The following is a 19,593-nucleotide window of genomic DNA, read 5'->3' on the forward strand; positions in this document are numbered from 1 at the left end:
TCCCTTAAAAGGATCACAGTACGGGTTCGAATCCCGTCGGGGGCACTACCGTTCACCACATAGAACCAGCCCCTGACCTGCGAAAGTGAGGTCAGGGGCTGATCTTGTAACTCCCGGTGACTCCCGGCTGTTCCCGGCTCTACCCGACTGTTTGCGCCCAATACGCGCCCAAGTTGGGCGTGGTCACTCCTCCTTGTCTTCGCTGCTCAGCACCTTGTCGATGCGCTTGCGGAAGCTGTCTTCCTGGTCGGCCAGCACTTTGGCGTAGATCCGGTGAAGCACGTCGATGCTGTGACCTGCCCACCTGGCGACCTGCGCACTGGGCACGCCCGCTGCGAGCCATGTCGACACGCACGCGTGACGGAGGTCATACGGCCTTCCGGCGAGAGGTGACGCGCACTCCTCGTCGCTGAGCGCGTCCTCACGAGCCTTTTTCCACACGCGACAGTAGGTGCCCTCCGGGACTTCCCCGCCGGTCTCCACACCGCGAAACAGCCGCCCCTCTGTATCAGTGCCGTGGTTGTCGAGGTGGTCCCACAGCAACCGCACCAACTCCGGCGGGCAGGGTGGTGTCCGTCGCTCGCCGATCTCGCGTCCTTTGAGCTGTCGGACCTCGCGACGCTTCCCGTTGTCCGTCCACGCGGCACCTGCCGCCGGGGCGGACTGGGTGAAGGACAGTTCACCCCACTCGCCTTTTGGCGGTTCCAACTTCCCGGTCATGCGGTTGCGCTTCCGCTTCGGCAGCCGGACGTTCTCCCGACGTAGGTTGACCGCCTCACCTGGCCGTAGGCCGCAGTAGTACATGACGCCGAAGAACGCTTTGAGCATCTTCCCGCTCTTGCCCTGTCGGCTCACGGCGTCCAGCAACGCACGGGCCTGCTCGGGGTTGACGACTACCGCCACGTCCAACTCCTTTACCGCCCTCGTCGTCTTCACCTTCAATGCGGGCACCGGATTGCTGCGCAACAGTCGCTTCTCAACCGCGTACTCAAGCGCATTGACGAACGGGCCGCGCCGACGCTGCAACGATGATGGCGCGGCTTTCGAGCCGTCGTGCTTCGTGCCGAGCACGAGCAGCACTTGCCGCACGGTGTCCGGCTGCGTCAGATCGGAGACCTTCCGCGTGTGACGCGTGAGCCATTCGACTGTGGCTCTCACGTCCGCGCTGGGTTCCTCCTTGTTCCTGCGGCGCCCGTTGAAGGCCCAGCCACACGCCTCACGGATCGACTCGGCGGACGGTTTTCCACGCGCCGTGCCCACCATCGCGATCGTCACGTCGGTCAACGAACGCGCCGTGCACCGCCGCGAATTCGCAGCGAGGTTGGGCCACTTCATCGCTGCGTAGTCACTCGCGAACGTGAACCACGTCGTCGTGACGTCCTGCCGATCCATCGACACAGGCAGGCCTGTGCCGACGTAGAACGCCTCACCTCGCTTTGCAGCGGCCACAAGTTCCGACCGGAAGCTGTTCGCCAACGCGGCCGTCTTATGTGGACGTTTGAACGGCTTGCCCGCCACGGTCCACCGGACCTTGTACGTCGTGGTCTTCTCGCCCCGGTACACGTCCGTCTTCCAGAACCGCACGTCATAGGTCGTTTCCATCAGGCAGCCCCTTCGAGCGCGTCAATCCACTGGTTGAATTCGCTGCGGCGGCAGCGCAGTTGCCCGTTCGGCAGGCGGAACCACTTGGGGCACTTGCCCTTTGCTCGCCAGTCGTCAAAGGTCGAACGCGCGATATCGAGCTTTGCCATGAACTCCTCGGTGTCCATGAATTCGTCGGAATCGGCAGGTGTACGGCGTCGGGTGCTCACGGCCGCACGCTTGGTGGTCGTCTTAGCGACTGACTGTTGGGACATGGCGGGATTCCGTTCTGTGAGGTGTGGATGCCCTGGCCGGGGACGGTGCGTTCTTGGCGGTTCGAGCCGTCCGGTCGGGCTTGGGGTCCTGCACTGTGCAGGACTGGTGGGGATGCGGGTTTCAAACCCGCAAACCCGCAACTTGGGTGCGGCGGGGCTGTGAGCTGCGGTGATGTGGTGCGGGTTTGGGTGCGGGTTAAACCCGCCGCAAACCCGGGACAAACCCGCGGGAGGGGTCAAACCCGCAACGGCGGGTGGCCCTGCAGCCGCGTCTACATGTCCAGCCACGCCGGTTGGTCGGCGTCGCTGGTGTCGTTCTGGTCGGGTTGTGGCTGGTCGGTGTTGGTTTCGACCCAGTAGTCGAGCGCGTTGGCGTGTTTGTCGAGTACGGAGCGCAGGACGTGGTTGCCGTGCCAGCGGCCGACGTGGCCGGTGAGCAGGCGGCCGATGCTCTTGACGGAGGGGATGCGGCCTTTGTCGTCGGTGAGGAAGGTTCCTTCCCAGCGGTCGATGGGTTGTCCGTTGACGAGTTCTGGTTCTGCGCTGTGGCACAGGACTTTGCTTTTGAGGCGGCGGTCGCCGTGCAGTTCGTGCCAGCGGGCGAGGAACGCGGTCCATTCGATGTCGTCGTCGTCGGCTTCGCGCATGTCCTCCAGGTTGTCGAGGAAGCCGTCGATGCCGTGGTGGGCGAGGAATCCGCCGGCCGCTCCTGCCCAGCTGGTGAACTGGCGCATGGTGTGGCCGGAGCGGGGTGCCGCGGCGTTGATCCAGTCCATGACCAGGATGAGCAGGTGCCGCAGGACGGTGACGCGGTTGGCGGGTTGTTTGAGCCAGGTGTCCAGGTGCGGGATGCCGAACCCGGTCTGGTCGCGCTGGTCGGGGTGCGGGTCGTTGGGATCGAGGCGCACCAGCGCGGTGCGGGTGGCCATGTCGCCGCCCAGCCGGATGTTGTTGCCGGTGGCCAGCCACAGCCGGTCGTTGACGGCCTCGAACCCGGCTCCGGTGGAACCGAGCATGCGCGCGTCCCATTGCGGGCCGGTGAGCAGCTTGGCCAGCACGGCGGACGAGACGACGGTGCCTTCGGCGAGGTTGTCCCACAGCATGACCGGGGCGGGGCTGTGCAGGGCGCTGGTGATGCTCTTTTCCAGCTCGTTCTCGTCGTTCTTGCGCCAGACGAGGTGTTTGCGGCCGTAGAGGTAGCCGGGGATCTCCGCCAGCAGTGTCTTGCCGGAGCTTTGGGTGGTGGCGGAGATCAGCCCGAACGGGGTCAGGCAGCCCAGGTAGGGGCGCAGGATGGGCGCGATGAGCAGCCCGATGTGGTTGGCCCGGTCGGCCGGGGCGACGAACGGGAAGTCACGCAGCAGCTTGCCCAGCAGGAACTCGAGCGCCTCGCTGACCTCCTGCTTGGTGGGTTGGGCGGGGATGGCGGGCATGGCCGTGGCCGGGGCGTAGTACAGGCCGGTGACGGTGTCGTATCCGGCGGTCTGCAGCAGGGTGCCGTCCGGGCGCAGCACGGGTGAGGTGACCACGCCGGTCAGCGGCCGGACGTCGGGCCAGTAGCGGGTGGTCAGCACCGCGGACAGGGCGGCTTTGGTGGGGCTGGCCTCGACCTCCTCCCAGGCGTCGGTGTCCCTGTTCTTCTTGCGGCGGTGGGTGAACGTGTGGTGCGCGAGCAGCCACGCGAGCGCGGGCGCGGTGAGCGGTTCGGCGTGCACGGGCAGCGCTCCGGCGGCGGCCTGGTGGGCGTGGTCGGCGGCGTTGCTGGCTCCGCCGGAGACGCGGGAGAGGTGCACGAGCTGCCCGGCGGAGACGTAGACGTCGGGCAGCGCGCCCTGCCCGAGCGCGGCGGTCAGGACACGGATCGTCTCGGCTTCTCCGCCGATGCGGATGGCCGGCCGATCGGCGGGCGCGGTCACGTCGTCGCCGTCGGTGCCGTCGGTGCCGGTGTCGGTGGTGGTGTCGGCGGTGATGCTCATGCTCGGGTCCTCCTTTCCGTGCCGGGATGCGGGTGGTGCTGTGGTGCGGGTGGGACTCACGCGGCGCTCCTGATGTCGGGTGCTGGCCGGGGCCGGGCGAACCCGGACGCGAGGGCGTAGCGGATCTCTCTGGCCGGGAGTCCCGCGTGCTGTGCTGCCTGGGCGAGGGCGGTTTCCACGCTGGGCCGGTCGATCCATCCGGCCGCGACCATTCCGGCCAGGCGTGAGGTGGAGCGGAACAGCTTGCGGTTGCGTCCGGTGTCCGGCGCCATCGCGGCCAGCTCCGCACAGGCGGAGCGCAGCGCGGACGCGGCGTAGCGCGCTGGCCCGTGGCCGTCGACCACCACCACGGGCGGTGGCGCTGTCGCGGACGGGGCGGGTGTGGCGGTGCGGTCGTGCCCGGTGCGGACGAGTGCGTCGGCCAGCCACGCGCGCAACGGTGTGGGCGTGACGGTGGTCGAGGCGCGTCGGTAGGTGCCGGTCGTGCTGGTGGAGCCGGGCAGTACGACGTAGCCGCCGTGGGCTTTGATGTCGATTTGCCAGCCCAGGCCGGTGCGTACGGTGTCGTCGCCGTCGCGGACGTAGCCGCGGCTGGACTTCCACCGGCCGGGTTCGGCCGCGTACACCAGGTGCAGTCCGCCGGAGGGCGTGTCGGTGGCGAAGGTGGTGGTGTCCACCGCGCCACCGGACAGGCCGGCGAGGGTGGCGTAGGTGTCGATGCCGTCGACCGGTGGCGGATCACCCAGCGGCCAGGGCAGGCCGTTGAGCGGCTGCGCGGGCGGGGTGCCGCCGTGGGCGTCCAGGTCGACCGCGAGCAGCCCGGACGCTCCGAGGTGCACTGCCCACACGCTGGTGCGCCAGCGACGCGCCCAGCGGCCGATCACGTCGGGATCGGTGGTGGCGGCCCATACGCCGTGGCACAGCGCGCCGTCCGCGCGCGCCAGGCACGGGCAGTCTGCGGCGTCGTGGTCGCGGATGTCGGCGCGGCAGTCGCGGCAGCCCGGCAGCGGATGCTTGGTGCCGGGGTTGAGCGGCAGCACGTGCCAGCCGAGGTGCACCGCCAGCCACAACGCGGCATCGGCGGCGGCCTGAACAGTCGGGTTCGTGGTCATGGTCACGCGTTCCTTTCGAACATGCTGGGGCGGTGCGCCGGGTGATCGCCGCAGGTCAAGGCAGGGCCCTACTACTCCGCGCGGGGGTAGTAGGGCCTGCCGTTGAGATGTGCGGCTGGCGTGTGAGTCGGGTGTGCGGGTTTGGGTGCGGGTTTGCGGGTTTCAAACCCGCCGGATCGGCCAAACCCGCACCCAAACCCGCAACCGGTTACCGCAGGTCAGCGTCCGTGTCGGATCGCGTTTGCGGGTTTGCGGGTTTGTCTTCACCTCTTGAAGAAGGTGTGTGGTTTGTAGGGGTGGGTGGTCAGAGGACTTGCGCGAGGCGTCCGGCTAGCCACTGGGCGACGTTGGCGGACACGGCGTTTCCGGCCTGCATGGTCTGTTCGGCGATGTTGCCGGTGACGCGGTAGTGGTCCGGGAAGCGTTGGGCGCGCAGCTGTTCGCGCGGGCGCAGCATGCGGTAGCGGCAGTCCGCGACGTCGACCGCGGCGCGCAGCAGGCCGTGTTGCTCCCGGGTGGCCACAGTGGACAGCGGCTGATCGGGCAGGTGTGGTTTGGCTCCCTTGCGGTAGGGGATGACCAGGGCGTGGTGATCCCGGGTGGTGACCGTGGACAGCGGGTCGGTGATGTGCTTCGCGGCGTGGCGCGGATCGAGGTTGCCGCCGTAGTTCTTGACGTAGAAGGCGTTCTCCGCGCCGGGCGGCACGGTCAGCCCGTGGTGGTTGCCCCCGGCCGACACCGTCGTGAGCGGGGCGTCCACGCCGGTGGCGGTGCCGTGGTTGCGCAGCACGGTGACGAACGGCGAGCACAGCAGCGCGTCGTTCTCCCGCGTGGTCCGCGCGGGCATCGGGTGCGCGAGGCTGGTCGGGTCGCTGCGCCAGGTGCCACCGGACGGCACGAGACAGCCCGGTGTGGCCAGCCCGTCCCCGATCTTCACCGTTCGGGTGTGCAGCGGCGCCGAACCTGCCGGGTAGGCGCGGCCGTCCTGGCCGCCGTGCGTGACGGTGACCATGGTCGGTTCGCCGAACATGGCCAGCCCGGCCTCGATCCGCTTCACCGTCGACTGGGCGAGTGGGCGGGCGCGGTCGCCGATGCGCTCGCCGAGGTCGGTCCAGTCGATCGCGGCGGCGGCCGGGAGCACGTAGGGCTCCACCAGGGCGTGGCGGCACGCGGCGTTGGGGCAGCGGTAGTCGTACTGCTGCCGGTACTTGCCGATCGCGCGGGCCCGTGCCTTGCGCCACGACTGCACCGCCCGCACGTGCTCACCGCACTCGAAGCACCAGGCGAGCGGGCGCGGCGTCACGTCGGGCAGCGGGATGCCCTCGCGGGTGCAGGTCATGTAGAGCCTGCACCGCCACTGCGGGGCAGGCTCGTTGTCCTCGTCGCCGATGTGGGCGGAGCTGACGCTGGTGAACTGGACGTTGTAGCCCAGCAGCTTCATGCCGCCCACCCACCAGTCGAACAGCTCCCAGTCGGTGGCCACGTCGACCACGTTCTCCACGATCACCGCGCGGTAGCGGTGCACCTCGGTGGCGCGGATGACGTCCATGAACGTCGCCCGCGTGCGCTCGAACCCGGCCTGCCGGACAGGGCCCTGCTCCAACAGGTCGAGCTGGCCGCGCTGGCGTTTGCGCCCGCCAGCCGGGCTGATCTCGGTGCAGATCGGCGAGGCCCACAGCACGTCGGTGCGGGGCAGCCGCCGCATTGGGTAATTCGAGACGTCCGCGCACAGGTGCTCGGCACCGGGGAAGTTGCTGGCGTGCGTCTCGATCGCCCGATCCCAGTGGTTCGCGGCCAGCTTGAGCTCGAACCCGGCGGCGGTCAGGCCGATCGAGGAACCGCCCGCGCCGCAGAAGATGTCGGTGAACGTCAGGCTCATCTCAGGTCTCCCAAAGAGCGTGGTTGATCGACCCCAGGTGCCGTTGGCGCACAAGGGGTTGGGACTCGTGCCGGGAACGGAGTCGTGTCACGTCCCCGGCACGAGCAGCACGGACGTGCCTGGCGTGTCAGCGGATGCGTTTGCCGTTGATCCAGATTTCGCCGTTGACGACACCGGCTTGCACGGCGACATGCGTGCCGGGTTCGGCGATGTTGACGGTGGTGCGGCTGGACGTGGTGTCGCGCGGTCCGGTTTGGACAGTTGGTTCACCGGCGCCCCCAGCGGGTTCCCCTGTCGGATGCGAACGTTCGTCGCCGCTGGCGCTGGTCACGTCCCCCGGTTGACCAGGGGGAATGTCGGTGTGTGCCCGGGAGAAGTGCATAGTGACGTTGCCGTGGTTGACGTCCATGACCTGACCGACGTTGCCGTGGTTGATGTTGGTGTTGGTGAACCCTGACGTCCGGCCGCGGGCCTGTTTCGCCTGTTCTCGGGCCTGTTCTCGGTGCTGGCGTGCCTGCTGACGCGCCTGGTGCGCGTGGGCCCGCGCCCGCTCGATCTGTTCGGCGACCGAGGGCGGCAGGTCGCTGTGCGGACTGTTGGCGGTCACGTCGCCGGTCTGGCCGGCATGGACGATCCGGCCGTTGACGATGGTGACTCCGCTGACCACGTCGGCTTGGATGCCGTTCACCTCGCCGTACACGATGTTGGTCACGTGCGGGCGTTCCGGCTGCTCGGAGTGGCGTGTCACGTCCCCGTGCCGACGTGCGTCGTCACTGTCGTGCGGCTGCTTCCTGTCGTGACTGGGCACGGAGTTCTCCTTGTGGCGCTTGAGGTTCTCGTTCGCGACGTCGAGTCGTTGCTGTGCTCGGGCGATGCCGTCGGGATCTCCGGCGGTGCGTGCGGCGCGCAGTGCGCGGCGGGCGCGGCTGCGTTGCTGGCGAAGGTTTTGGGTGGCGCGGCTGCCGCTGGTGCTGCCTTCGCAGCGGCGTCCTCCTGCTCGGCACATGTCACGTCCCCTTGCTGTGCTGGCCTTTGAGCGCGCAGGCGGCGCACATGACCTGTCCGGGCGGGACGGTGGTGCCGCACCCCGGGCTCGCACAGGTGGCGACGAAGCGGGCGGCCATCACCGGCCGCCCTGCTGGATCGCCTTGCACGCGGGGCAGACGCGGTTGCCGGACAGGCTGGGGAACCACACGCGGCCGGGTTCGCGGATCTTCAGGCCGCACAGGGTCTTGACGCTGCCGTTCCACCAGCTGCGGGTGCCGATGTGCATGATTTGCGTGGCCATCACTGACCTCCAGAATGTGACGCTGAGTAAGCGTGTGGGCGTGCGGAACGGAGGGAGGGAGCCACGGAGGTGGCCCGATCCCTTGGTTTTTCAGGTGTTTTCGCTGGTCGGAGGCCGTTGCCTCCCTCGACTCCCTACCGGGCGTCGACGCAGGTCAGGTGAGGGAGGCGGGGGAGGGGAGGCCGGGAGGGAGATCTCCCCGTTTCCCCGCTGCCTCCCCTACTCGTCCCCGTCCTCCGCCACGTCGTCACCATCACCGTTTTCGTCACGCTCGGTGATGGCTTCGGTGATGCGGTGGGAGCTGACCTGCATGTAGCCGCCGGTCTTGTACGGGGCGGCACCGAGCGGCGTGAGGTAGCCGGTGAGGTCTTCCAGCGACCAGCCGGTGTAGTAGCGCGGGTTGAGCGTGGCCAGCCGCTGCAACACCTCGGTGGTGCGCATCCGCCGGGTGGTGCCCATGACGCGCGCGATGTCGGCCAGCGTGTCCACCACCACCGGTTCCACAGTGGATGTCTCCTCGGTGGCGACGCCCACGGCCTCTCGTAGCGCCAGGGCGCGTTCCACGACCGGGGTGACCTCGTCCACCTTGTCGTCTTTGCGCAGGTAGAACGACCGGAGCAGGCCGGGCTTGGCCATGATGCCGCGCACCATGGCGGTGCCGATGTCGCCAGGGCTTTCGGCGGTCTTGGGCTCCAGCGACACCGCGGAGACCCCGGCCTTGTAGGAGCCGGTGCCGAGCACGGCGTCGTTGGACTGCTGGTCACCGATGGCGAAGCACGCCTTGCACGAGGTCACGGCCATGACCTTGCGCGGCAGCGACGCGGTGGACGGCTCCGGCGTGGCGAAGACCAGCGTGATGGCGTACTTGCGGGCGGCACTGATCAGCAGTTGCACCACGTTCGCGGCCTCCTCTCCGTGTTTGTCGTCCATGAACAGCGCCTGGCACTCGTCGACGACGATGAGCCGTGGCCGCAGCCTCGCGTCCTTCTCCGCGAGCTTGCGGGTCACCGCCCGCTCTCCGTGTTCCTGCAACGCCTTGCCCCGCACGTCCAGCTCCGCGTACACGGCGTTGAGCGTGTCCACGCAGGCCTTGACCGTCTCCGGGTTCGCGCCCGTGCGCAGGGTGCGCAGGCGCGGTTTCATCGGGTCGTAGTCGGCGTTCTGGGCCAGCACGAACACGTCGATGTCCACCAGCGGATCGAGCATCGCCCCGGCGACCAGGGTGATGATCAGGGTGGACTTACCGGAGCCCATCACCCCGGCCACGGCGTAGTTGGCCTCGAACAACCTGGCGGTGACCAGGTCGCCCCGGATGTTCACTCCGGCGGGCACGCCGGCGAAGTAGTCGGTGCTGCCCTCGTGCAGCAGCGGCCACGGGTCGACGGGCCCCGAGAGTGCGCCGGGGTCGGCCACCCACAGGTCCAGCACACCGGCCTTGTCCTTCGGCTCCGAGGGCCAGACTTCGACCGGCAGGCGGACGAGGTTGTGGGCCAGGATCGTCTTGCGCTTGACGATCTCCTCGACCGGCACGCCGCGCGGGAGCACGAGCTGCATGCGCCAGCCCTTGCCGTCGCGGTGCGGCACCATCACCCAGGTCGGCGTGATGGTGCTGCCCCACCCGGACTTGAACGCGTCCTTGAGCAGCGGCAGACCGCCCAGGTGCCGCAACGCACCGAGCACGGCGGACTCGTCCGGGATGATGCTGCGCCCGTCCGCCGGGGTGGGCTCGGCGTCGGCAGCCCACATCGGCAGCGTGCCGCTGGCCCGCCCGACCGGGATCGTCCGCGCGGCCCAAGTGCCCAGGCCAGCGATGGCCCAGACCCACCAGTACCCACCCGCCGGGGACAGGTCCACGACGGTGGTCCAGAAGTCCACGATGTCGTGCCACATGTCGGTCAGCGAACCCGCCCCGCTCACGGCCTGCACCGCGGCGACACCGAGCAGAACCACGTGCCCGGCCGCGAGCAGAATCACGATGCCACCGGACCAGTGCAGGATCTCGATCCGCCGTTCCCGGCCGCGCTGCGCCTGCCCCGCGCGGCGCCGCTCGAGGGTGTCCTCCAGCTCCCGCAGCACGTGGAAGTCCTCGCTGCTCTTGCCGTTCACCCGCAACGTGGTGATGGCCTGCTCTAGGTCCAGGTGCTTGCGGCGGGCGCGCCGCTCGGCACGCCGGATGCGCGATCCGGCGACGGCGTATCCGGCGTTGCGCACCACGGCCCGCCCCATTCGGCGGGTCCGCTCGTGCGTGACCCCGGTGCGCACCACCCGCGCCACCGCGCCCGCGGCGTTGCGCGCGCGCTGCTGCGCGGCGAGGCGCTGGTCCAGCGCGGCGGACTCCTCCTCGGTCAGTACCTCGCCGGGGATCGCGTCGTCGCGTTCGAGTGCGGCACCCGTGCCGGCGGGCAGCGCGGGCGTGTCGGCACGGCGCAGCGGCACCACGTTCGTGGGCTCGTCCGGGTCGGGCGTGGTCGCGGTCGTGTGGCTCATCGGGTCACCTCCTCGGTGTCGTGATCGGCGTGCAACAGGTGGGTCAGCGCGGCACCGCAGCCGAGTACGACCACGGGCAGCACGGAGACGAACGTGGTGATCCACCACGGGGCCGTGGTGACCCCGGCGGCTTGCATCAGGTGGTAGGCGACCTGCCCGGCCGCGCCCAGCACGAGCGAGCCGATCGCGGACCACTTGGCGAACACGCGGGCCTTTGCCGACCGAATGCGGGCGGCCAGCCAGACCCGCAACGCATAGGCGGCGTAGGCCTCCACCCCGATCGGCAGCGTGATCGCGGAGTTGATGACGAACCCCTTGCCGATGCCGGGCAGCAACTGGATCGGCCCGAACCCGGCCTTCTCGCCCAGCCCCACCCAGCCGCCCCAGATGGCGACGAACGCGCCCGCCGCGAGCAGCAGCACCGGCCACGACCGGACCCGCCCCACCGGGCGCGGCGCGGGCTTGTCGTCGGCCACGGGCGCAGCGTCCGCCGGGTCGGCGGCAGCCTCCGCGACCGGGTCTACGACCGTGATGACCTCGTCATTCGGCACGGACGCTGGCACCTCGCGGGAAGGTGGGACAGGCAGGCCGTCTTCTGCTGTCACACCTGTCCAGCTGTACAGAACACTCCCTTGACGCGCCCGCTCGTTGACCCACCGCGCTGCCTGCTCCTCGGTCGGCCCCAGGCGGGCGGGCTCGAACCCGTCCGCCGCGAGCGCGGCCAGCACGGCGTTCGCCTTGTCCGCACCCACCCGGCACACCTTCTTGATCCGGTTGCGGGAGGGCAGCTCGCCCAGTTCGTTGGCCATCTGCTTGACCTGCTCGGTGAGCCTGTCGAGCGTCACCGGGTACGCGCTGGTCATCGCACTCCCTCCTCACTGGTCATCGGCCACTTGTTCGCGGCGACCTGGCAGGCCGCGCGGATCTCGTCGTGCACGTCCAATCCGCGAGCAAGCCACGCGGCACGGGTCAGCGAGCACGGCCAGCTCTGACCGCGTCCACACGGGCACGGGTCGTAGCCCTGCGCGATGTCCGGCGGCGGGCACGCGGGCACCAGGTCAGCGATGCGGTCCAGCACATCCGGCACCCGCGACACCACGCGGTGATGGCGCACGGGCTTGCCCTGCTGGTGCGCGTAGGCGATCTCTCGGGCGGTGGAGTCGCCGATGTAGCCGCCGGGGCACACGACGATCACCTCGTCCGCCTGGTCGATCTTGGCCAGGTGCAACCGATCCAGGTCAGCCTTGATCCCGTCGATGTCCCTCAGGGGGCTGCCCCAGGCCTGGTGCGGGTGGTTCAGGTTCACCAGGGGCAGCAACACGATCGCGCCGGACAGCGACTCGTCGATGGCGACCGCCCGGATCTCGCGCTCGAACCGCATCGACCCGCAGAGGCACACCACGCGCGGCGTCATCGGACGTACTCCCGTCGGCGGGCGCGGCCGGGCCCAGCCAGGGCCAGGCGGCGGGCGTAGGTGAGGGTGAACGCGGCCAGCAGCGCCGGGACGGCGAACGCGACCAGGTGCAGGCCGGGGTGGTCGGGCAGGTTGGTGACCGCGGCCCACTGCACGAAACCGATCAGCGTGGCGGTCACCAGGAACTTCCACAGCAGCACCACCGCGGCGAACGCGAACGCGCCCCCCAGCAGCAGCAACAGAAACGTCGGCTCGTCCATCACCGCGTCTCCCCCTTCGCGCGGGCGGACTCGCGCAACGCGAGCGCGTCGTGGGAGTTCTCCGCCGCGAGCTCGCACGCGGCGGCGTGCTGCGGGTGCGCGGGGTCGTGGGTGATCGGCGCGAGCAGCGTCACCGACTGCTCGAACCAGTCGGCGACCTCGTGGTCCGGGGCGGTCATCGGCGGCGCGGTCTGCTGCCAGGTCGCGAGCAGTTCCGCGATGGTGGGTTCAGTGCCCGCGGCGCGGGCGTCGGTCGTGGTGGACATGGCACATGGGGTCCTGTCTGTGAGGAGCGGAATCCCAGGCGGGCGGAGCGTTCACGGGGCGGTTCGAGCCGCCCGCCTGGGCGGAAGGGTCAGAGCTGGTCCAGCGCGGCGTTGAGCAGCGGGACGTGGGCGGCGTAGAGCTGCCCGCCCGCCGCCGTGATCGCCTCGCCCAGCGCGGTGAGGTCGCCGAACGGCCACCAGGCCGCGGCGACCGCGTCGTCCCCGGCGGTCGCGGGCACGACGTCTGGGAGCCGGTAGAGCGCGGCGGTGGTGCACACCCAGGCGTGGTCGGTGTTGCGCCAGTCGTCGACGTAGCCGCGGGCGACGACCGTGGGCGTGAGGTCACCCAGGTCCACGCCGGTCTCCTCGCGCAGCTCGCGCACGAGCGCGGCCGGGGCGGTCTCGCCGGGGTCGACCATGCCGCCGGGGATCGCCCACACCCCGATGTCACCGCGCTGGATCAGCAGCACCCGGCGGTCACGGCCGCGGCCGGCCACCACGGTCGGGTCGGCGGCGGCGTTCTCGCCCCACTTGCCCAGGTTGCGGCCCGATCGTCCGGTGCGGCCGGTCGGGTTGAGCGGCCAGCGCCAGCCGTCGAACGCGAACGGCACGATGGCGGCGGCCTGCCGCGCGGGCCAGTCCGGCACGTCGTGCGGGGTCAGGTACGGCTCGGTCCAGCCTTCCGCGACGCTGGCCGCGAGGCCCTGGCGGCGCAGTTCGGGCGGGGTGATGTCCACCGGGGCGTAGCCCGGCCACGGCGTCGACCACGGCCGCAGGACCTCGGGAACGGGCGTGCCGGGGTGATGAGGATTGTTGCTGCGCATGGGAAACAAGCCCTTTCGGGTGAGTTCCGGATGGGTTGCGTGTCTGAGGGACGGCTACGTGGACATGCGGCCGTAGCCGATGCGCCTGCCGTTCTTTCCGGTCGGCGCGGTGCCGTGGGACTTGCCGGAGTTGGTTGCCCGCCCGCTGATGCCGAACACTGGGCATGCCTCGTTCGGTTTGGTGATCGAGTGGGGTGTGGAACCTGGTCCGGCGGAGCGTTCTTGGCGGTTCGAGCCGCCGGGCCAGGGCGAAGTCAACGGCGCGCGGACGATGCGGTCGGGCACTCGTAGCGGTAGGTGCCGCAGTGCACCCGGACCGGCCGGCCGTACCCGAGGTCGACCTGGACGGTCTTCAGGCCGCAGCCCTTGCGGCAGCTGCTCGCGGTGTGCGGCAGGGCCCGCACGAAGGTCGTGGTCACGACGCCACCGCCAGGCCCTCCGGCCGCACCACGACGCGGGTGACGGGGTTGAGGTAGACCGTCGTGTCCAGGTCGACCAGCCAGTTGGACTCGCGCAGCAGTTCGAACGCCCCGCGTCCGGACACGTGCGTCCACGCCCTGATCGTGACGCCCTCGGTGACCAGCGAGGCCTCCAACTTGATGTAAGTGCCGCAGGCTCGCGCGCGCACCAGGCTGCCCAGCCGCCGCGCCCACTCGAACACACCATCACCGGCCTCGTCCTGGCGGAGCATGAACTCCACCAACGGACCGTCCAAAGCGGAGTCGCGCACGCTCATGCTGCCGATCTCCGGCGCGTCGGGGTTGTCGCGCAACAGGGCGGCGGCGCGCTCGAGCATCGTGAGGTAGTTCTGCATGATGAGTCCTCTCAGGACGAAGTGGTATCGGTGTCGGTATTGGGGAAGTCGGCTCCGCCGCGACCACAGCAGTCCAGGCAGTCAGCAGCCGTCGGCGCACGTTCCGTTGCCCTCGCAGGTGATGCAGTCCAGCCACATCACGCGGCCTCGATCCCGTCGCTGTTCTCGCTGGCTTCCTCGGGCGTGCGGTACTCGCGTCCCCAGCGCGTCCACTGCTCCGGCTCCACCCATGCCCACACCCGCGTGAGCGCGGGCCGCTTCTGGCCGAACTCGTCGGTGACGCGGGCGGTCGGGTGCTCGTAGGTCTCGTCGGTGGGCAGGTAGCAGCGGCTCGCGCCGTCCGGGTGATCGAGCGGGTAGCGCAGGCGCCGGCTCGCGAGCCGTTGGACGAGCCAGTCGGCGTAGAAGAACGCGTGACGGTGCTGACGTCCGCCGACGAGCGCGACCACCTCGGACTTCGGATCGCTGGTAGCGCTCGATCCGCCCGCGCTGAACGCGGCATCGGGTTGCATCACGCACCCGCCAGCCGACGAAGGATGTCGACGGCCGGACCGGACGCCACCGCGTAGCCGTCCTGGTCGATCGGACCGGTGTAACCGGCCTCGCGCAGGTCGAAGAACCGCGTGTCAGCGTCGGTCTCGGGTTTCTTGTCCCAGCGGCGGGACCTCGCGTTGCTCGCCATCACGCGGCCATCAGCGCGGGCGTTCCGGCCTTGTTCGACGCCGTCCAGAACGCATCGGCCCGTACCTGCGCCCGCTGCCAGCGGTCGTAGGCCAGCCGCGTGCGCTGCTCCGCGTCGAAGTGCCTACCCATCAGCTGACCCAGCGCGACGCGGTAATCAGCCCGGTTTGGGCGCTCCTTCACCAACTGACTGATCGACGCGACCTGCGCCGCGAGACGGATCATCGACTTACGAGCCTTGAGGTAACCAGCGCAGGCCTGCTCCTCAGCCAGACGGAACGCAGCCAGCGGGGACATGACGCTGTTGACTTCAGACATGGAGGAATCCTTTACGTTTGCAAACATGACAGGGATGGGTCTACCTGCGGAGATAGGCCGTCTCCGCAGGGGGACCGTTGGGTCCCGGAACCTCACCGGTCGGACAAGTCAACGAACGATGAGGAACCGGCACGCAACGACAAACGTTGCTGCACCACCTTGCAACCACGAATAACCAGCAATAAGCGCTGGTCAGCGCGTAGCCAGGTGGTCTCGACTCGCTATTGAGTTCTCAAAGAACAAGACCGGCGACGGCGGTTTCCGGCGTGGAGCCCGGTCCTGCTCATCGAGTCGTTGAGTCGCGGAAACTGTTTTAGAGTGTTGCAGTTCGTTCTAGAACAGAACCTAAAGGGGTGTTGCGGGTTCTGTCGATACTCCGATTGGGTGATCTAGAACGGCCTATAACGGGCGGTACGCTTGAAAGATGCAGCTCTCACCCAGTGCAGGCCACCCGTACCAGGCTCTTGCTGCCGTCGTCATCGCACAGATCGAGCAAGGCGAACTTCAGCCAGACGACAAACTGCCGTCAGTGCGAGAGCTCGCAACGGAGGCTGGTGTAACCATCGCGACCGCGCAGCGCGCCATTGCGGTACTCGGCGAGAAGGGCTACGTCACGACCATCCCTGGACGTGGCAGCTTCGTTCGCGAGCGACCCGCACAAGAGGTCGAGGAACTGCCCCTGGCCGAGCAGGTTCGTGAACTGCGCGCGGAAGTTGCCGAGCTGCGGTCCCGCGTTGATGCAGTAGAGCGGGCCGAGCATTGAGGTGCGCACGATGGACCTACTTCGCCAGCGTCGACCCGAACGAGGTCAACGCGTCCAGCACCGAACCGACCCACGATGCTGCCTGGCGCACCGTGCCCGCTGCGCCGACCGGGTCGCGGAGCACCAGACCCAGTAGCACGAGGCCGACCAGAACTCCGACCACGCGACGGCCGGCGCCGCTTCCGTTCATCATTGGCATCATCGCCTGCTTGCGTCCCATGACTTGCCCTCCTCGGTGGTGGTTCTCGCTGTCATGGCTCAAGCAAACCGGGCGGAGGGGGGAGCACGGCAGTGTGCACGAGGGGTGCGAATGTGCATATGGGGGGTGCACAGGGGGTGCTTTACTAGCTTCGGGGGGTGACGAATCATGTCGACAGAGAAGACACCAAACCGCAAGCTAGCTGCGGTTATGACGCAGGCGGGCATCAGCAATAAGGGCCTCGCGGCACGCGTGCGCGAGCTGGCCGCGAGAGACGGCCACGAGATCGCGGCCGACCACGTGGCGGTGCGCCGATGGCTTGACGGCGGGGGAGCACGCGTACGGACGGCGGAGTACGTCGCCCGTGCGCTTGGTGCAAAGCTCGGACGTCCCGTCAGCTTGTCTGAGATCGGCTTTGACGCTGCCCGGACGGCCGGTGAGGTCGACATTTTGCAGGCAGGAGTTCAGTACCCAACCGACTCCGGCCGGTCGGTCGAACTTCTTGACAAGCTGGCTGATGCCGACCTAGCAGACAGTCCCGCCGTGATGGCATCCGGATGGGATGCCTTGGCGGCTCCGGGAATCATCACGGGCTATATGTTCGGTGCTTCGACTGTCGAGACTCCGTCTCTCGTCGTCGCTGGCCCCGGTGCTGTCGAGCGCATCCGGGCCGTGACGGCACACTTTACGGATATCGACTTTCAGTTCGGCGGCGGCCAGGTTCGCCGAATGATGCTGTTCTACTTCAAGACGGAGATTGTTCCGCTACTACGCCAGAGTCAGCCTGATGCCATTCGCAGGCAGATCTTTAGCGCGGCGGCTGAGGTTGCGGGACTGCTTGGGTGGAGTGCCTACGATGCAGGCCGTCACGGAGCAGCCCAACGCTATTTCGTGCAGGGTCTTCGACTGGCGCGTGAGGCGAATGACCGCGCATATGGCGCGTACCTCCTGTCGAACCTCAGCCACCAGGCGAACTATCTTGGGCGATTTAGCGATGCTGTGCAACTCGCTCGAGCAGCGCAGTCGGCCGCCGTTGGAACCGGAGTTCCGGCCGCGATGTCAAGCTACTTTGCAATGGAAGCTCGTGCTCTTGCGAACCTTGGAGACGAGCGCGGTTGCTCGGATGCCCTCCGTCGTTCGGAAACCGAATTCGCGCAGCGCACGCCCGATTCGGATCGTCCGTGGATCACATACTTTGATGAATTTGAGCTTGCTGGAGAAGCGGCGCACTGTTTCCGTGATCTAGGTCGGGCCGGTGAGGCACGCTCATTTGCATCTCAGGCGGTCGATGTTGTGCAGACGCCCGCGCGAACCCAAGCATTCATTCGCATGGTTGACGCTGTTGCAGCTCTTAAAGCTGGCGACCTTGAGGAATCGTTGTCGCTAGCGACGGGCGCTGTCCATCTGACTGGCGCGTTGCAGTCAAGTCGCTATCTTCGTTATCTCTCCGATTTTCGGACTATGCTTGCAGGGCGGGAGGTTGGAAACTCTGCCGTTCGGAGTTTTCTCGATCTGACGTCCCCGGGCGACGATGTCAACTAGAACGGCCGCCAGGGTTCTTGTCCCCGCTGCCCAGTCCGGAGAGTTCGCATCCGTGCTTGAAACTCGTCGGCAATGATCTGCGATTCGCCTATGTTCTGCATTAGCCAAGTCGTCATCTTGAGTTCGTGGACGGCCTGTAGCACAGGAAACCCGTCTGACCAGCTCGTCACGTCGTACCCGTACGAGTCCGTGAATAGTGCGTACTCGTCCTGACTCCACCATCCGGCAGTGCGGTATTCGGTCGCAGTCATGGCGAGATCCCACTCGGGTTGCCCCCAGGAGAAACGCTCAAAGTCGATGAGAATGGGCTGACCATCGCTCATTACAAGATTCTCGGTGTGAGCATCTCCGTGCGTTGCGGCTGGCGCAAGCGGATACTGCAAACGAGCCACCTCCACACGAAGTTCTGCTAGACGGTTTAGAAGAAACTCTTTGTCCTCGAATGGAACCGCGGCGGTGGTAATGCGAGGTTCAACGCGATCCAAGATATTTTCAGTAGGCAGCGTGAACGAGGTTGGTTTGGGAAGATCGTGTAGGCGTCGAAGGATCTTGCCCAATGCTGCGATATCACTGTTGTTGCCGGGGCGGCCAGGGATGAACCGCCAGAAGGTCACTGGGTGGTTGTCAACGACTATCGGTTGCTTATGCTCAGTGACCTGTGCCGCTGGGAAGTTCTCGGATGCAAGCCACTGTGCTACCGATACCTCATTGCAGACGTCAGCAAAGTAGTCCATCGTCCGAGCGATTCGCACAACGATCGGCCTGGTTAGCCGGTAGAGCGCATTTTCGCCCAAACGAATGAGTGTTGCATCGGTACTGTCGAGTCCGATCATGGCACAAGCCTTGTGAAGAACGTTCAGGCTTGATGCGGCACCGAACAGTGAGGCGTCTTCCGTGGGGTTCCTCATGGCACCAGTCACGTTCCCAGGCTACAGAAAGGTGTGCGAGGTTGTCTCGCCAGAGTACCTAGCCGCTGATGACGGTGAGCCCTTCGTGCTCAACGAAGTCGATGTAGTCCTTCACATTGAGTGTCGCAAGTGGCAGACCAAAGACTAGGCAGCACGCCGCAATCCAGGTGTCGTTCTGCGGTCGGGGCCGTCCTCTACGCTCGGCGAATGCGGATATCTCGCCCCATGTACGGGCAACGTCGGCGCTGTACGGCAGCACAGCCTTTGTGTCCAGCCAGCGTGCCAACTTCTCTTGTCGCCGTGGACCCCAATCGCGGAATGTTGCCCATTTGGTCAACTCGCCCAAGGTTACGAACGTAATGCCAAGCTGTGCGCCGATTAGCTTTGGAACAAGCGCAGGGGGCAGCGTGTTCTTGATGATGCGTGAGGCGACATCGGTGTCGAGAATGATTCTGTTCACGGATTAGGCGAGATCTGCGCGGCGGGCGGCGTAGGTGAACGCAAGAAACTCCTCTAGCTCCTCGTCGCTCTCGAATATGCCGGGGGACGCCAGTTCCTCAACCGTGCGGACACATGGGACGTTGCGAAACAGCTCGTCCAGTGATGGTGTTGCAGGGTCGTCGTGGTGAGGGGTGTAGTCGGCGCTGTGGGTCATCGGCACCTCCAAGGTTTGGCCTCCGTCACCCAGTGTCGCACCTCCTGTCGAGGTGGAACAGGAAGGCGGTAGTGCGGTGGGTGGCTCGGGGCGCTCAGGGCAAGGGCACCGTGTGCAGGTTCCCTGTGCTGTAGACGCTCGTGCGGTGAGGTCGAGGGCGCGACGTGCGGCGCTCCTCACTGGGCGAAGCCCGTCCCGAGAAGTCCGGGCGCATTTCGCCCAATACGCGCCCAAAGTTCGCGGCGGTGTGTCGCTGATCTTGCGCACGGGCAGGTCAGATAGGGTGTCGCGACGGGAAGTTGACTTCCCTTAAAAGGATCACAGTACGGGTTCGAATCCCGTCGGGGGCAC

General features: G+C 67.6%; 24 protein-coding genes. 2 read left to right on the top strand and 22 right to left on the bottom strand.

Going from position 1 to position 19,593, the window contains the following annotated elements:
- Window positions 1-183: 183 nt before the first annotated feature.
- The 18 genes from QSK35_RS42285 to QSK35_RS42370 all read right to left on the bottom strand — a co-directional run bounded on the left by QSK35_RS42285 (window position 184) and on the right by QSK35_RS42370 (window position 15,175).
- Window positions 184-1,602 carry a tyrosine-type recombinase/integrase gene (locus QSK35_RS42285; protein WP_285754074.1) on the bottom strand — a complete coding sequence of 473 codons (1,419 nt, stop codon included), beginning with the start codon at window positions 1,600-1,602 and terminating at the stop codon, window positions 184-186.
- The gene (locus QSK35_RS42290) at window positions 1,602-1,811 is read right to left on the bottom strand and encodes a helix-turn-helix transcriptional regulator (RefSeq protein ID WP_285754076.1); all 210 of its coding nucleotides are present in this window, start codon (window positions 1,809-1,811) and stop codon (window positions 1,602-1,604) included. Before QSK35_RS42290 ends, QSK35_RS42285 begins: the two co-directional genes overlap by 1 nt.
- A 317-nt stretch (window positions 1,812-2,128) precedes the next feature.
- Complete coding sequence (locus QSK35_RS42295) at window positions 2,129-3,832, bottom strand: hypothetical protein (protein WP_285754078.1); 1,704 nt, start codon at window positions 3,830-3,832, stop codon at window positions 2,129-2,131.
- Between the two features lie 56 nt (window positions 3,833-3,888).
- The gene (locus QSK35_RS42300) at window positions 3,889-4,944 is read right to left on the bottom strand and encodes a bifunctional DNA primase/polymerase (RefSeq protein WP_285754079.1); all 1,056 of its coding nucleotides are present in this window, start codon (window positions 4,942-4,944) and stop codon (window positions 3,889-3,891) included.
- Between the two features lie 304 nt (window positions 4,945-5,248).
- Window positions 5,249-6,823, bottom strand: coding sequence for a DNA cytosine methyltransferase (locus QSK35_RS42305; RefSeq protein ID WP_285754081.1), 1,575 nt, complete (start codon window positions 6,821-6,823; stop codon window positions 5,249-5,251).
- A 127-nt stretch (window positions 6,824-6,950) separates the two neighbouring features.
- Window positions 6,951-7,829, bottom strand: coding sequence for a hypothetical protein (locus QSK35_RS42310; protein ID WP_285754083.1), 879 nt, complete (start codon window positions 7,827-7,829; stop codon window positions 6,951-6,953).
- A gap of 117 nt (window positions 7,830-7,946) precedes the next feature.
- Complete coding sequence (locus QSK35_RS42315) at window positions 7,947-8,111, bottom strand: hypothetical protein (protein ID WP_285754085.1); 165 nt, start codon at window positions 8,109-8,111, stop codon at window positions 7,947-7,949.
- A gap of 219 nt (window positions 8,112-8,330) precedes the next feature.
- On the bottom strand, window positions 8,331-10,598 hold the full coding sequence (locus QSK35_RS42320; protein WP_285754086.1) for a P-loop NTPase family protein: 2,268 nt from the start codon (window positions 10,596-10,598) through the stop codon (window positions 8,331-8,333).
- The gene (locus QSK35_RS42325; protein ID WP_285754088.1) at window positions 10,595-11,461 is read right to left on the bottom strand and encodes an ABC transporter permease; all 867 of its coding nucleotides are present in this window, start codon (window positions 11,459-11,461) and stop codon (window positions 10,595-10,597) included. The genes QSK35_RS42320 and QSK35_RS42325 overlap by 4 nt, the downstream gene beginning before the upstream one ends.
- The gene (locus QSK35_RS42330) at window positions 11,458-12,012 is read right to left on the bottom strand and encodes a hypothetical protein (protein ID WP_285754090.1); all 555 of its coding nucleotides are present in this window, start codon (window positions 12,010-12,012) and stop codon (window positions 11,458-11,460) included. The genes QSK35_RS42325 and QSK35_RS42330 overlap by 4 nt, the downstream gene beginning before the upstream one ends.
- Entirely contained in the window at window positions 12,009-12,272 is a 264-nt protein-coding gene (locus QSK35_RS42335; protein WP_285754092.1) for a hypothetical protein, read from the bottom strand. The genes QSK35_RS42330 and QSK35_RS42335 overlap by 4 nt, the downstream gene beginning before the upstream one ends.
- On the bottom strand, window positions 12,272-12,538 hold the full coding sequence (locus tag QSK35_RS42340) for a hypothetical protein (protein ID WP_285754094.1): 267 nt from the start codon (window positions 12,536-12,538) through the stop codon (window positions 12,272-12,274). Before QSK35_RS42340 ends, QSK35_RS42335 begins: the two co-directional genes overlap by 1 nt.
- Window positions 12,539-12,627: 89 nt before the next feature.
- Window positions 12,628-13,362, bottom strand: coding sequence for an NUDIX domain-containing protein (locus tag QSK35_RS42345; protein WP_285754096.1), 735 nt, complete (start codon window positions 13,360-13,362; stop codon window positions 12,628-12,630).
- Window positions 13,363-13,616: 254 nt separating this feature from the next.
- Window positions 13,617-13,781 (bottom strand): hypothetical protein, encoded by a 165-nt coding sequence (locus QSK35_RS42350; protein ID WP_285754098.1) that lies wholly within the window; start codon window positions 13,779-13,781, stop codon window positions 13,617-13,619.
- Complete coding sequence (locus tag QSK35_RS42355) at window positions 13,778-14,176, bottom strand: hypothetical protein (RefSeq protein ID WP_285754099.1); 399 nt, start codon at window positions 14,174-14,176, stop codon at window positions 13,778-13,780. The genes QSK35_RS42350 and QSK35_RS42355 overlap by 4 nt, the downstream gene beginning before the upstream one ends.
- Before the next feature lie 137 nt (window positions 14,177-14,313).
- On the bottom strand, window positions 14,314-14,688 hold the full coding sequence (locus QSK35_RS42360) for a hypothetical protein (RefSeq protein WP_285754101.1): 375 nt from the start codon (window positions 14,686-14,688) through the stop codon (window positions 14,314-14,316).
- Complete coding sequence (locus QSK35_RS42365; RefSeq protein ID WP_285754103.1) at window positions 14,688-14,858, bottom strand: hypothetical protein; 171 nt, start codon at window positions 14,856-14,858, stop codon at window positions 14,688-14,690. Before QSK35_RS42365 ends, QSK35_RS42360 begins: the two co-directional genes overlap by 1 nt.
- The gene (locus tag QSK35_RS42370; protein ID WP_285754105.1) at window positions 14,858-15,175 is read right to left on the bottom strand and encodes a hypothetical protein; all 318 of its coding nucleotides are present in this window, start codon (window positions 15,173-15,175) and stop codon (window positions 14,858-14,860) included. Before QSK35_RS42370 ends, QSK35_RS42365 begins: the two co-directional genes overlap by 1 nt.
- A 424-nt stretch (window positions 15,176-15,599) precedes the next feature.
- Between QSK35_RS42370 and QSK35_RS42375 the strand changes: the two genes are divergently transcribed.
- Window positions 15,600-15,938, top strand: a complete 339-nt coding sequence (locus tag QSK35_RS42375; protein ID WP_285754107.1) for a GntR family transcriptional regulator — start codon at window positions 15,600-15,602, stop codon at window positions 15,936-15,938.
- 16 nt (window positions 15,939-15,954) lie between these two features.
- Here the strand turns inward: QSK35_RS42375 and QSK35_RS42380 are convergent, their stop codons facing one another.
- A complete protein-coding gene (locus QSK35_RS42380) occupies window positions 15,955-16,158 on the bottom strand; it encodes a hypothetical protein (protein ID WP_285754108.1) in 204 nt (67 codons plus the stop codon).
- Window positions 16,159-16,305: 147 nt separating this feature from the next.
- Here QSK35_RS42380 and QSK35_RS42385 point away from each other — a divergent pair, with 147 nt between their 5' ends.
- A complete protein-coding gene (locus tag QSK35_RS42385; protein ID WP_285754109.1) occupies window positions 16,306-17,679 on the top strand; it encodes an NsdA family TPR-like regulatory protein in 1,374 nt (457 codons plus the stop codon).
- On the opposite strand, the gene QSK35_RS42390 is transcribed toward QSK35_RS42385, so the two are convergent.
- From QSK35_RS42390 to QSK35_RS42400, 3 genes are read right to left on the bottom strand one after another with little or no spacing between them, the layout of a single operon-like run.
- Window positions 17,676-18,599 carry an aminoglycoside phosphotransferase family protein gene (locus QSK35_RS42390; RefSeq protein ID WP_285754111.1) on the bottom strand — a complete coding sequence of 308 codons (924 nt, stop codon included), beginning with the start codon at window positions 18,597-18,599 and terminating at the stop codon, window positions 17,676-17,678. The genes QSK35_RS42385 and QSK35_RS42390 overlap by 4 nt on opposite strands.
- Before the next feature lie 46 nt (window positions 18,600-18,645).
- Window positions 18,646-19,047 carry a type II toxin-antitoxin system VapC family toxin gene (locus QSK35_RS42395; protein WP_285754112.1) on the bottom strand — a complete coding sequence of 134 codons (402 nt, stop codon included), beginning with the start codon at window positions 19,045-19,047 and terminating at the stop codon, window positions 18,646-18,648.
- A gap of 3 nt (window positions 19,048-19,050) precedes the next feature.
- Complete coding sequence (locus QSK35_RS42400; protein ID WP_285754113.1) at window positions 19,051-19,254, bottom strand: hypothetical protein; 204 nt, start codon at window positions 19,252-19,254, stop codon at window positions 19,051-19,053.
- Window positions 19,255-19,593: the final 339 nt, after the last annotated feature.

The organism is Lentzea sp. NBRC 105346, assembly GCF_030269605.1.
Lineage (GTDB): Bacteria > Actinomycetota > Actinomycetes > Mycobacteriales > Pseudonocardiaceae > Lentzea.